Consider the following 11,869-nt stretch of genomic DNA (forward strand, 5'->3'; position numbering starts at 1 on the left):
CTGATCATGCTCTGTGACGACGTCCTGCACAAGTCCACGACGTTCCCGGTCCGGAAGGTTGACCATCGCCGCCAATCGTAGTAATTATTGTCTATGTCTGAATGTCATGGAAGAAATTTCACATGACCGCCGCCCATCCTCCCGGCGGACTCCTCAACCGGCTCCGCACCGAGGCCCCCGGAATGCCGTCCGCACTGCGCCGGATCGCCACCCGCGTACTGGACTCCCCGGAGTCGGCAGCCACCGCGTCAATCATGGAACTCGCGGCCGCCGCCGGCACCTCACCGGCCACGGTCACGCGGTTCTGCCGCGCGCTGGGCCACCCCGGTTACGCCGCACTACGACTCGCCATCGCCACCGAGCTCGGCAGGGCGGCCCAGGCCAGGTGGGACACCGACATCGACCGGCAGATCGACCCCGGCGACCCGGTCGACCGGGTCGCCCGCGCGCTCGCCGCCTCCGGCGCGCGGGCGGTCACCGACACCGCCGCGCAGTTGCCCCCCGCACTCGTCGACGAGGTCGCGACCGCGATCGCCTCGGCGGGCCGCGTCGAGATCTTCGGCCTCGGCAGCTCCGGAAACGCCGCGCGGGAGATGGCGTTCCGGCTCGAACGCATCCGCGTCCCCTGCCGACACCGCGACGACACTCACAGCGCCTTGACGAACGCGGCGCTGCTGACCGAGACCGACGTCGCGGTGGGGATCTCCCACAGCGGACGCACCTGCGAGGTGATCGAGACGCTCACCGAGGCGGGCAGGCACGGAGCGCTCACCGTCGCCATCACCTCGTTCCCCGGCTCGCCGCTCGCCGACCGGGCTCGCGTGGTGCTGCCCACCCAGCCCTTCGACCCCGGCATCGGATTCGTCCCGCTGTCCACACTCCACGCCCAACTCACCGTACTCGACCTGCTCTACGTCACCGTGGCGCAACGGTCCTTCGCCCGCACCAGCGCGGCGCTCGACATCACCGCCGCCGCGGTCGCCGGTCACCGCCTGCCGGGCGGCGGCCGGCGCGGCGCCCCTTAAGCCCACGGGGGAACCGGGAGGTCAACGGCGACCACACCGGACACTCAACCGCCTTCGAGGGAGACCCTCATGACCACCAGACCCACGACCCGAATCGTCGCCGCGGCGGTGGCCGGCCTGCTGACGGCCGCCGCGCTGATCGCCACCGCCACGGCCGCACCCCGCACCGCACAGGCCGCCGACTGCGGCGCCCTCTTCGACGACTTCCACTACGACTCCCACACCGATGCCGACCTCGCCGCACGTGGCTGGACGGTCCGCGCCAACCAGGGCGGACCGGGCGTGCCGGGCGCGCAGTGGCCCGCGTCCAACGTGTCGTTCCCGACCGTCGACGGCGACCGGGCACTCCGGTTGACCGCCCAGACCGACGGGACGGCCGCGGGCACCTCACACGCCGAGATGTTCCACCAGCGCAAGTTCTACGAGGGCACCTACGCCGCCCGCGTCAGGTTCAGCGACGCACCCGTGGTCGGCGCCGACGGCAACCACCTGGTGGAGACGTTCTTCACCATCACGCCGCTGGCCTACGACATGGACCCCGACTACGGGGAGATCGACTTCGAGTACCTGCCCAACGGCGGCTGGGGCGAGACCGGGAACATCTTCTACCAGACGACCTGGGAGACCTACCAGAACGACCCCTGGGTGGCCGACAACATCCACACCTCGCAACGGCGGAGCTTCGCAGGCTGGCACGACCTGGTGTTCACCGTGTCGGGAGGCGAGGTGCGGTACTACATCGACGGTGCGCTCGCCGCGACCCACGGCGGGAAGTACTACCCCGAGACCCCGATGTCGATCAACTTCAACCTGTGGTTCATCGACCTGGCCGCGCACACCGGCGGCGTAAGCCGGTACGTGCAGGACGTCGACTGGCTGTACTTCAGCCAGAACGAGGTCGTCGCGCCGGCGGAGGCGGTCGACCGGGTCGCGGACCTGCGCGCCGACGGGGTCGGCCACACCGACACGGTGGACCCGTCCTGCACCCCGACCGGTCCCACGGACCCGCCCACCGACCCGACCGACCCCCCGGCCGACTGTGACGGGGCGACCGCCTGGCAGTGGAGCGCCGTCTACCTGGAGGGCGACCGGGTCACCCACGCCGGCAGGTTGTGGGAGGCCAACTGGTGGACCCAGGGCTCGGAACCGGGCCTCACCGCACAGTGGCGGGATCTCGGCCCCTGCTGAGAACACACCCGGACCGGGCCGACCGCCACCGTGGTCGGCCCGGTCGAGAGCTCCTGGATCATCGAACCGTCCGGCTCGGAACGCTCAGCCGTACAGCTTCTCCCGGTACCGGGGGCCGTAGTGCTCCACCAACTGCTCCAGGGTCTCCGGGGTGTCCTGCACGGCCTTGACGATGTGCGCGTGCGGCGGCATCGCGTCGGGGCGCCAGCTCTCCGGATCCCACAGCTTCGCACGTAGGAACGCCTTGGGACAGTGGAAGAAGATCTGCTCGATGTCGACCACGATCGCCAGGATCGGGCGGTGGCCGCGGACGATCATGTCGTCGAAGAACGGCGCGTCGCGCACCAACGTGGCCCGCCCGTTGACGCGGAGCGAGTCACCCCTGCCGGGGATCAGGAACTCCAGTCCGACGTGGGGGTTGGCCAGGATGTTGCGGTACCCGTCGGCGCGCCGGTTACCGGGACGTTCCGGCAGGGCGATCGTGGTGTCGTCGAGGACGGTGGCGATGCCGGGCGGGTCGCCCTTGGGCGAGACGTCGCAGTTGCCCTCGGCGTCGGAGGTCGCCACCAGGCAGAACGGTGAGGCGGCGAGCCAGGCGCGGTCGGTGTCGGTGAGCGCCGTCCGCTCCTTCGTCACCGCGCGGGCCACGGGTTCACCGATGAGTTCCCGCAGCTCGGCCTCGGTGTCGATGGTGACGATCTGGTCTGCTCCGGTCACGTCCACGTCTCCTCACGTCGGTGGCCCCCAACGTAGCGCGGAATCCGGGACTCAACCGGTGGAGACGGTGCTCCACTCCTCATCGGACAGCTGCACTCGGAAGTCCCAGTGGCGGCGGGTCTGCTGGACGTCGGTGAAGTAGACGGTCTTGCCGTAGGGCTTGTCGGGATCTCCGAAGCCGTAGAGGAGGTACTGCTCCCCGGCCCGGAACTCGAAGTCGCGGGTGGTGGACGCCGAGGCGTGCACGAACCTGCCCGGTTCGTCGAGGATCCGGAACGACCAGGTGTAGGGCGGCCGGCCGCGGTCGCCGATCGCCTCCACCCGCATCCAGGCGGTCGGCTGCATGCCGTCGAGCACCTGTTTGGCGTTGCCCGCGCCCACGGACCTCGACAGGACGAAGGTGCCCGCCAGGCCGATCACGATCATGGCGGGTGCCGCGATGTAGTTGGCCGGAGACTCCAACACGAGGTAGAGGAACACGGCCGCGACCGCGTCGGCCACCAACATGTACGGAATGAGCATCCGCATCCGGTTCTCGACGCGGACACGGGATGTCAAGGTGCCGATGTCATCGGAGTCCAGAGGCATGAGGGCATCATGCCACCGGTGCGCCAGTGCCGCCTCCGCCGTCGGCGTCGTCGGGGATCATCCGATGGACCAGTTCACGGATGACGTCGTCCAGCGGGTGCTCCGCGAGCACGTCCGGTGTGGTGAGCGTGTCGAGGAAGTAGCCCGACATGGTCAGGTACATGAGGACCACCGCCATACGGCCGCCGGGCATGCCGGTGCCGACATGGAACTCGGTGGTGTCGGCCAGCTCCGCCCGGAAGGTCTCGGTCAGCACCGCGGCCAGTTCCGGCCGGCGGGTGGCCTCCAACCGCAGTTCCAGCATCGCCAGGTGGCTGTCGGGGTCGGCGCGCATCCGGTCTACCAGTTGGTGGAGCAGGACGTCGAGGAGTTCGCGGCCCGGTGGGATCCGCATCGTCTCGTCCACGAGCGCGGGGTCGGGGGTGAGGCGCTCACGGGTGCGCGTGGTGACCTGTTCCAGCAGCCGCCCACGGTTGCTGAAGTAGTTGGAGGCCGTGCCGGTGGGAACGCCGGCCTCGGCGTCCACCGCCCGCAACGTCAATCCGCGCATGCCCTGTCCCGCGAGCACTCGGATCGCGGCGTCGAGCAGGGCGGCCCGGCGTTCCGGATTCTGTCGCATGGTTCCTCGTTTCGTGGTCGTGGCCTTCATCACTGCAATCAGAGTACCGCAAGTGAAGCACTTCAGATACAGTGGTCTCATCGCGTGGAAGGGCCACGCGGGAACCGGAGCCGAGATGCGAAAGCTCGTATACTACGTGGGCACCACACTGGACGGTTACATCGCCGGTCCCAACGGCGAGTACGACTTCCTGCCCATCGAACCGGATGTCACCGAAGCGCTCCTCCCGGAGCTGCCCGAGACCATCCCCACCCTGGCACGGGAACACATGGGACTGACCGACACCCCCAACCGGCGTTTCGACACCGTGCTGATGGGCAGCGCCAGCTACCAACCCGGCCTCGACGCGGGCACCACCAGCCCGTACGACCACCTCGACCAGTACGTCTTCTCCAAATCCCGGACCGGCGAGTACCCCGGCGTCACCATGGTCCGCGACGACGCGGTCGACTTCGTGGCCGACCTCAAACGCCGCGACGGCGCCGACATCTGGCTGTGCGGCGGCGGCAAGCTCGCCGCCTCCCTGGCCGGATTGATCGACGAACTGATCATCAAGCGCTACCCGCTCGTCATCGGCGCGGGCATCCCGCTGTTCGACGGTCCGTTCCGGGTGTCGCGGTGGACGCCGTTCCAGGTGCAGGAGTTCGCCAGCGGCGCCCTCGTGACCCGCTACCGGACGACGTGAGTCCCGGTGTGTCCTCGAAGGTGACCGGCGCGTCGAACGCGGCGCGCCGGGCCGCCCGCCGCAGCACCGCCAGCACGGCGGGGCCCGCCAGCAGGATCGCCACCAGATTCGTGACCGCGCGCCCGGTGTCCCAGCCGAAGGTGGAGGTGGTCAGGGTGAAGACCGCGAACCGGTGCAGGTTCTCCACCACCGGCGCGCCCGGAACGAAGGACAACTGGGTGTCGACGCCCGCGGTGAACGGCCAGAACCACATGTTCATCACGAAACCGAAGGCGTAGGCGGCCACCACCCCGTACCCGGCGAGCATCGCGATCTCCGCCCTGCCAGTGACCCGTTTCGGCAGCAGTCCGGCGCCCAGGCCGATCCAGGCCGAGGACACCATCTGGAACGGCAGCCACGGCCCCACCCCGGCCGTGAGCAACGCCGAGGCGAACAACGAGACCGCGCCCAGTACGAACCCGAAGCCCGCGCCGAAGACCCGGCCCGCCAACACCAACAGGAAGAACACCGTCTCGATGCCGGCGGTGCCGGCGCCCAGCGGGCGCAAGGCCGCGTTGACGGCCGCCAACACCCCCAGCATCGCCAGCGCCTTGGGATCGATGCCGCCCGAGGAGATCTCGGCCAGCACGATCGCCAACAACACCGGCATCACCAGGACGAAGAGAAGCGGCGCGTCGGCCGAGTGCGCCACGGCCTCCGGCTCCGGGGCGACGAACAGCGGCCAGAAGAACATCACCACGCCCGCCAGTCCGGCGAGCACCAGGATCACCGAGGTACGCGGCCGGATCCCGATCACCGCGCGGACACCGACGGAGGTCACGCCACGACCTCCGAGTCGGACAGGGCCGCCTCGACCTGCGCGACGGTCAACCACTGCTGCGGAGCCATGACCTTGGCCACCTGCGGCGCGAACGCCGGGGAGGACGTGACGATCCGCGCGGTCGGCCCGTCGGCGACGAACTCGCCCTCCGCCATGACGACGACCCGGTCGGCGACCGCGGCGGCGAACTCCACGTCGTGGGTCGCGACCACCACCGCGCGCCCCTCGTCGGCCAACCGGCGCACCACCGTACGGAAACGCTCCTTGGCGTGATGGTCGAGCCCCCGGGTGGGTTCGTCCAGCAACATCACTCCGGGCGCGGCGGCGAGCTGCACCGCCAGCACCAGGGCGAGCCGCTGTCCCTCCGACAGGTCCCGGGGATGCCGCGCGTCGGGAACGCCCGGCGCCAGGGTGTCGAGCAGCGCTCGGCACGTCCCCGGCGGCACCCGCGATTCACGGTCGCACTGGCGGCATTCGGCGGCCACCGTGTCCAGGTACAGCAGGTCGGACGCGGTCTGCGGCACGAGACCGACGAGTGCGCGCGCCCCGGCCGCGCTCACCCCGCCGGGGTCCACACCGGCGACGTCGACCACACCGGACGCGCGGGTTCCGGAGCCCTGCAACGCCCACAACAGCGAGGACTTCCCCGAACCGTTGCGGCCCATGAGCGCCGTGACCCGACCGCCCGGCAGGTCCAGGTCGACGCCCCGGACGGCGATGTCCCGTCCATAGGAGACCGTCAGTCCCCGTGCCCTCAACACGGGCGTCGCGTCGTTCGCCGGTCGCGGCGGTGGGCGCCGCCCGGCCAGCCGTTCCCGCAGTTCGGTCGCGCGCCTGCGCGCGTCGCGTACCGACAGGGGCAGCGGGTCCCAACCGGCCGCACGGCCCAGGCGCACCACCGGCGGCGCCACGTCGCTGTGCCGCATCATGTCGGCGGGTTCACCGGACACCACGGTCCCGTCTCCGGGCAGGTGCAACAGGCGGTCGGCGTACTGCAGCACCCGCTCCACCCGGTGTTCGGCGACGACCACGGTTGTCCCCAGATCGTGCACCAGCCGCAGCAGAGCGCCGAGCACGTCCTCCGCCGCGGTCGGATCCAACGCGGAGGTCGGCTCGTCGAGGACCAGGACGGCGGGATGGTTCGTCAGCACCGCGCCGATCGCGACCCGTTGCTGCTGCCCACCGGACAACGTCCGTAGTGGACGATTCCGGAGTTCCGCGATGCCGAGCAGGTCCAGGGTCTCCTCCACCCGTTTGCGCATCACCTCGGCCGCCAGGCCGCGCTGTTCCATGCCGTACGCCAACTCCTCCTCGACCGTGTCGGTCACGAAACCCGCGAGGGGATCCTGACCCACCACGCCGACGACCTCGGCGAACTCCTGCAGTGGCAGACGCGCCGTGTCCAGCCCGCCGACCGTGACGCGGCCTCGCAACCGCCCGCCGGTGAAGCGCGGAACCAGGCCGTTGACCGCTCCCAGCAGAGTGGACTTGCCGACACCGGTGCGTCCGGTCACCAGGCACAGCTCCCCCTCCGGGATGTGCAGGTCGACGTCGCGCAGTGCGTCGGAGTCGGCTCCGTCGTATCGGAACGACACCTTCTCGAACCGGATCACGCGACGGACTCCCTCGGTGCGGTGGTGGCCGGTCGCGCGGCGGCCGCCGGCGCGACGTCGATGGTCGTGACCGGCGGAGGCGCCAGCCAGGCGGGCAGCACGCCCGACAGGATCGCCACCACCGGCAGCACGGTGACCTCCGGCCAGGTCAGCGGGCTCAACGTCGGATACAGGTCGGCGGGGTCCACCCGCGTGGAGAGGAACATGAGCCCTCCGGTGGCGAGTCCACTGGCGACGACGGCGAACTCGGCCGCCCGCCATCGATCCGGGCGGTATCGGCTACGCCCGACCCGGCGGCCCCCCAGCAGGAGGCCCACGACCGCCACGGCCAGGCCGCCCACCAACATCGGGAAGCCCAGATAGCGGGGTGTCGAACCGTCCATGACCCCGTACATGCCCGCGCAGACTCCCAACATGCCGAGGATCACCAGTCCGCCGGTCAGCAACCGGGCCCGCGCCGGAAGCGGGCCGGTGCGGCCGTACCCCCGCGAGGCCATCGCGGCCGCCAGCGCGAGTGAGCGGTTGAGGGCGTCCTCCAAGACCGGGATGAGGATGCCCCGCAGCGCCCGCAGTCCGCGTTGCCGCCCCGCGCGCAGCCGGCGCGCGCGCCGCACCCGCAACACGCTCTCGACCAGTTGCGGCGCGACACTCAACGCCACCACGACGGCCGTCCCCACCTCGTAGAGCGCACCCGGGAGCGCCTTGAGCAGCCGTTTCGGGTTCGCCAGGGCGTTCGCGGCCCCCACACACACCAACATGGTGGCCAGCCGGAGACCGTCGTAGAACCCGCCGAGCAGTTGCTCGACCGCGACCGGACCGAACAGTCGGATACCGGCCGCCCACTCCGGCAGCGGGATCTGCGGGAGCGTGAACAGGATGACGTCGCCCTGTCCCCCGCCGAAGACGATGCGGAACACGACGCGCATCGCGATGATCACGCCGCCCACGATCAGGTACATCCGGAAGGCCAGCGCCCAGGGAGCGTCACCGCGCCGCCGGGCCACCACGAACCCGCACACCGCCAGGATCAGCAGCAGCAACAGCGGATTGGTGGTGCGGCCGGCGGCTGTCGCCAGTCCGATCGCCCACAGCCACCACGCGCCGGGGTGAAGGGCACGCGGCAGCCGAGTGTGTCGAAGGCCGGTCGGCGGCCGCATAAGGCCGCGTCGGCCCTCTGCCGCGACCGGCGGCGCCAGCCGACCACGCAACTGCCGGCGATCAGGGCGGCGATACCGCCCAGGGCGACCAGAGTGGACGTGGGGACACCGGACGCACCCGACTCCGCCGAGGTGTTGCGCATGTCGTCGTCGCCGCCCGTCCAGCCGGGCGCCTCGGTGGGAGACACCTCGGTGCCGGGCAGCGGCGCGTCCGACGGCGGGTCGTCGGCGGTGGTGGTCTCCTCCTCCGTCGGCGTGTCCTCGCCGGAGCCCGCGGAATCTCCGTCGCCGTGGTCCTCGGTGCCGTCCCCGGCGGGGCCGCCCGTGGTGCCCGCGTCGTCACCGGAATCCGGTGCGGCGGGACGGACCGGGTCGATCCGAGGCGGCGGGTTCGTCGTCTCGTTCTTGTCCTTGGAGAACGACCAGCCCTCGAAGCTGCCCGGCGGCGGCTTCCGGTTCGTCACGCCCCATCGGCTGTACGACCAGTCGCCACCGTCGGGAGAGTGCCAGTACGCCCAGTACGCGGTGGCGGGCGGGGTGTCGATACAGGACTCCTCGGCGGGTCCCGGCTTACCCTCGATGCGACAGATGAAGGCCTCACCCCAGCGGTTGGTGCCGGTGATCTGGATGCCCGCGTTCTTCAGCGCCGTCAGACCGGTCGCCTGGTCGCCCGGGGCGCAGCGGATGACGACGTCACCCCCGAGCTCCTGGAAGTCGACGACGACGGTCACCCCGTTCGCGTCGGGGCAGTAGCCGGGGGTTCCCCGGCCGTGATCGATGGCGTACGCGGCCGACGACGTCACCGGGCCGACGGCCACCAGCAGGCCGAACACGAGGACGAGTGCGGCACCGGCCGCGCGCGGAATGCGACCGAGTCGGCGTGAAGCGATCATCGGGTGGTCTCCTCACGACGGGTGATGTACAGGGTGACGACGCCCAGGACCAGCAGCGCCGCCCCGGTGCCGAAGACCGTCGCCACGGGGGAGCCCGTGACGGGCAGGGTGCCGCGTGGTGGCCCGGCCGCAGAGTCCTTCGGCGGGCCGGAGAGGTCGCCCGGCGGATCGCCGTCGCCCGGGTCGGTGCCGGGTCCGGGGTCCACGGTTCCGATGTCGCCCAACGAGACCCGGCTCAGCGCGAGCATCGCCTGCGCCGTCGCGCGCCGCCACTGGTCGCGCTGGAACACCGGGATGCCCTCTGCCCGCGCGGCGGCGAGCGAGTCGCCGTTGTAGGCGATGGTGCCGGCCTCCGCCGAGGCGGCCCCGGCGTCGTCGGCGGTGATCTGGTGCGCCGCCACCCATGCCGCGGCCTCGGCGGCCGCCTCGTCGTGTCCGGTGGCGGCGAGGGCCTGACCCGCCAGGCCGGTGCTGTTGGTGTTGGGTGCGGCCGTCGGACCCGAACCACCGAACGAACCGTCGTCGTGCTGGATGCCGAGCAACCACTCGGCGCCGAGGGCCGCACCTTCGGCGGCGCCGGCGGAGGAGTCGTGCGCGGCGGCCGACAGCAGCGCCTGAACGGCCATTGCGGTGGAGTCGGGGTCGAGGACGGCCGAGCCGCCCTGCGAGTCACAGTCGCCACCGACGGTGCCGCCCCCGAACGCGTACGGGTAGAGGCGGAACCCGCCGGAGGAGCACTGCTGGTCGAGCAGGAAGTCGACGGCCTCCTGCGGAACCCCGCCACTGCGCGCGAGTCCCGCCACCGCCAGCGACTGGGCGAAGGTGTTGCTGCCGTCGACCGAGGGCGCGAACACCTCGTCCTTGACCCGGCCGTGTTCCGGGCCCAGTTCCGGCCCGGCGATCAGGTCGAGGGTCTCCCGGCGCAGGTCGTACTCTCCGAACGCCTCGGGGTCGGAACCGGTGATGACGGCGGCGTACAGCAGTTTCGCGGTGGCGCCGGCGATCCGCTGCCCCGGTTCGCTCCAGGCGTCGAGGCTGTTGTAGTCGCGCACGTGGACCTTCAACGTCTCGGTGATCAGGTCGATCGTGCGCTGGTCTCCCCCGGCGGCCTCCAGGCCGATGAGGGCGTCCACGGTGAGGCCCCAGTCCGGGGTGCCGATCATTCCGGGGACTCCACCGGTGGTGGGGTCGACCTCGCCGGCCAGCCAGGCGGCGGCGGACGCGGCCTCGGCGTCGAGGGGTTCGGCGTGGGCGGGGGCGGCGAAGGTCGCCGCGACGGCGGCGGCCACGACGGCGAGGGCCGCCGTCCTCCGGGCGAGGAGTGGGGCACGGACCATGGGGGTCCTTTCGGGGCGAGCGCGCGGCGCCGACCCCTGGCGAACACCGAAGAATCGAAAAGCCCCAATGCATTCACGTGGTGAATGCGTCGGGGCCGGCCGGTTCGGACGTTCGCCGGGCTCCGCGCTGCAGACCATGACAGTGGAAGCGGTCACGTCGCACGTCAGGCATTCCGGCTCGCGGCTCACGCCACTCACGGTTGCAGGTCAGCGCCGGATTCCCACCGGCTTCCCCTGTGCGTGCGATGATTCGGTTGTGAGGGTCGGGTGACCCTGATGGCAGGATAGCCGCTACCGGAAGGGCGCACCAGCCCCCGGACCGCGACGAAGAACACAGGAGCCGCGGCGATCATCCATGATGGAGTCACATCGGGCGGCCGGCGTTCGCATCCGGATTCCCTCCCCCCGCCGACGATCCGCGTGATCTCCGCGCGAATCCGTTACGGTGAGGCGTGACGATCGACTCCCCCACGTCGGCACCGCCCGCGCCGCATCGCACCCACCCGATACGGGAACTGTGGCCGCCGCTGGTCGCCGGAATCCTGATCGGCGCCATCCTGGTCGCCGAGATCGGTTTCCTCCTCGTCCCGGCGCTCCAACCCGAGACCGGCAGGATGTCGCCGGCCCTGGAACAGGAACACGTACCACTGGAATACGTGATCGTGGACGACTCGGAATGGCTCATGCATCCCGGCACCCGGTGCGCGTGGCCCCGGCTCGGTTCCCCCTGGGAGGACGTCACGAGCGACTGGGATCACCCCGAGTACCACAACATGGGTGGACAGATCATCACGTTGAGCGACAACTGGGGAGCCACCTTCCTCGTCGGCCAGCTCAACAAGGAGTACGTCGGGTACTCCGGTCCGGACGACCTCAAGGACGCCAACGAGGACCAGGTCGACCACAAGATCGAGAACTACTACCACGACAGCGACGGCAATCCGCTCAACCCCGAGGAGAGCGACGTCGACACCTGGCGGTACGACTTCGGCGGGCACGCCGGTGTCGTCTCGGTGCGCACGCTGACCTGGGACGAACCCCAGGTCGGAGACACCTCCGAACTCCTGATCAACGCGGTGATCGACGTCGACGGCGACCGCGCGGTCGGGGTGGCGATCGCCCTGCCCGCCTCCCAACAGGACCAGTACATGGTCGTCATGTCCGCGCTGTTGCAGATGCGCTTCGTCGACGCGTGACCGACTCGCCGCGGTGACCGGCGGGCGGCGG

The 11,869-nt window shown here is 70.8% G+C and carries 12 protein-coding genes and 1 riboswitch; of the genes, 4 read left to right on the forward strand and 8 right to left on the reverse strand.

Going from position 1 to position 11,869, the window contains the following annotated elements:
• The first annotated feature begins 122 nt into the window (after positions 1–122).
• Entirely contained in the window at positions 123–1,025 is a 903-nt protein-coding gene (locus LX16_RS10110) for a MurR/RpiR family transcriptional regulator (protein WP_147136539.1), read from the forward strand.
• A 69-nt stretch (positions 1,026–1,094) separates the two neighbouring features.
• A complete protein-coding gene (locus tag LX16_RS10115) occupies positions 1,095–2,213 on the forward strand; it encodes a carbohydrate-binding protein (protein WP_147136543.1) in 1,119 nt (372 codons plus the stop codon).
• A gap of 84 nt (positions 2,214–2,297) precedes the next feature.
• On the opposite strand, the gene LX16_RS10120 is transcribed toward LX16_RS10115, so the two are convergent.
• From LX16_RS10120 to LX16_RS10130, 3 genes are read right to left on the reverse strand one after another with little or no spacing between them, the layout of a single operon-like run.
• A complete protein-coding gene (locus LX16_RS10120; protein ID WP_244615746.1) occupies positions 2,298–2,930 on the reverse strand; it encodes a pyridoxamine 5'-phosphate oxidase family protein in 633 nt (210 codons plus the stop codon).
• A gap of 51 nt (positions 2,931–2,981) precedes the next feature.
• Positions 2,982–3,518 carry a hypothetical protein gene (locus LX16_RS10125; RefSeq protein ID WP_147136546.1) on the reverse strand — a complete coding sequence of 179 codons (537 nt, stop codon included), beginning with the start codon at positions 3,516–3,518 and terminating at the stop codon, positions 2,982–2,984.
• 7 nt (positions 3,519–3,525) lie between these two features.
• A complete protein-coding gene (locus tag LX16_RS10130) occupies positions 3,526–4,137 on the reverse strand; it encodes a TetR/AcrR family transcriptional regulator (RefSeq protein WP_147136549.1) in 612 nt (203 codons plus the stop codon).
• A gap of 115 nt (positions 4,138–4,252) precedes the next feature.
• Between LX16_RS10130 and LX16_RS10135 the strand changes: the two genes are divergently transcribed.
• Complete coding sequence (locus LX16_RS10135) at positions 4,253–4,822, forward strand: dihydrofolate reductase family protein (RefSeq protein WP_147136552.1); 570 nt, start codon at positions 4,253–4,255, stop codon at positions 4,820–4,822.
• On the opposite strand, the gene LX16_RS10140 is transcribed toward LX16_RS10135, so the two are convergent.
• The 5 genes from LX16_RS10140 to LX16_RS10160 all read right to left on the reverse strand — a co-directional run bounded on the left by LX16_RS10140 (position 4,707) and on the right by LX16_RS10160 (position 10,642).
• Positions 4,707–5,555, reverse strand: coding sequence for an ECF transporter S component family protein (locus LX16_RS10140; protein WP_425304422.1), 849 nt, complete (start codon positions 5,553–5,555; stop codon positions 4,707–4,709). The genes LX16_RS10135 and LX16_RS10140 overlap by 116 nt on opposite strands.
• An 83-nt stretch (positions 5,556–5,638) precedes the next feature.
• Entirely contained in the window at positions 5,639–7,255 is a 1,617-nt protein-coding gene (locus tag LX16_RS10145; protein ID WP_147136556.1) for an ABC transporter ATP-binding protein, read from the reverse strand.
• Positions 7,252–8,379 carry a CbiQ family ECF transporter T component gene (locus LX16_RS10150; protein ID WP_244615787.1) on the reverse strand — a complete coding sequence of 376 codons (1,128 nt, stop codon included), beginning with the start codon at positions 8,377–8,379 and terminating at the stop codon, positions 7,252–7,254. Before LX16_RS10150 ends, LX16_RS10145 begins: the two co-directional genes overlap by 4 nt.
• Positions 8,283–9,305 carry a hypothetical protein gene (locus tag LX16_RS27535; protein ID WP_244615747.1) on the reverse strand — a complete coding sequence of 341 codons (1,023 nt, stop codon included), beginning with the start codon at positions 9,303–9,305 and terminating at the stop codon, positions 8,283–8,285. The genes LX16_RS10150 and LX16_RS27535 overlap by 97 nt, the downstream gene beginning before the upstream one ends.
• Positions 9,302–10,642 carry a prenyltransferase/squalene oxidase repeat-containing protein gene (locus LX16_RS10160; RefSeq protein ID WP_147136562.1) on the reverse strand — a complete coding sequence of 447 codons (1,341 nt, stop codon included), beginning with the start codon at positions 10,640–10,642 and terminating at the stop codon, positions 9,302–9,304. Before LX16_RS10160 ends, LX16_RS27535 begins: the two co-directional genes overlap by 4 nt.
• A gap of 145 nt (positions 10,643–10,787) precedes the next feature.
• Positions 10,788–10,901: riboswitch (cobalamin riboswitch) on the reverse strand.
• Between the two features lie 193 nt (positions 10,902–11,094).
• Between LX16_RS10160 and LX16_RS10165 the strand changes: the two genes are divergently transcribed.
• Positions 11,095–11,838 carry a hypothetical protein gene (locus tag LX16_RS10165; RefSeq protein WP_147136565.1) on the forward strand — a complete coding sequence of 248 codons (744 nt, stop codon included), beginning with the start codon at positions 11,095–11,097 and terminating at the stop codon, positions 11,836–11,838.
• Positions 11,839–11,869 lie beyond the last annotated feature (31 nt).

Origin of the sequence: Stackebrandtia albiflava, from assembly GCF_007994225.1 — a bacterium.
Taxonomy (GTDB): domain Bacteria; phylum Actinomycetota; class Actinomycetes; order Mycobacteriales; family Micromonosporaceae; genus Stackebrandtia; species Stackebrandtia albiflava.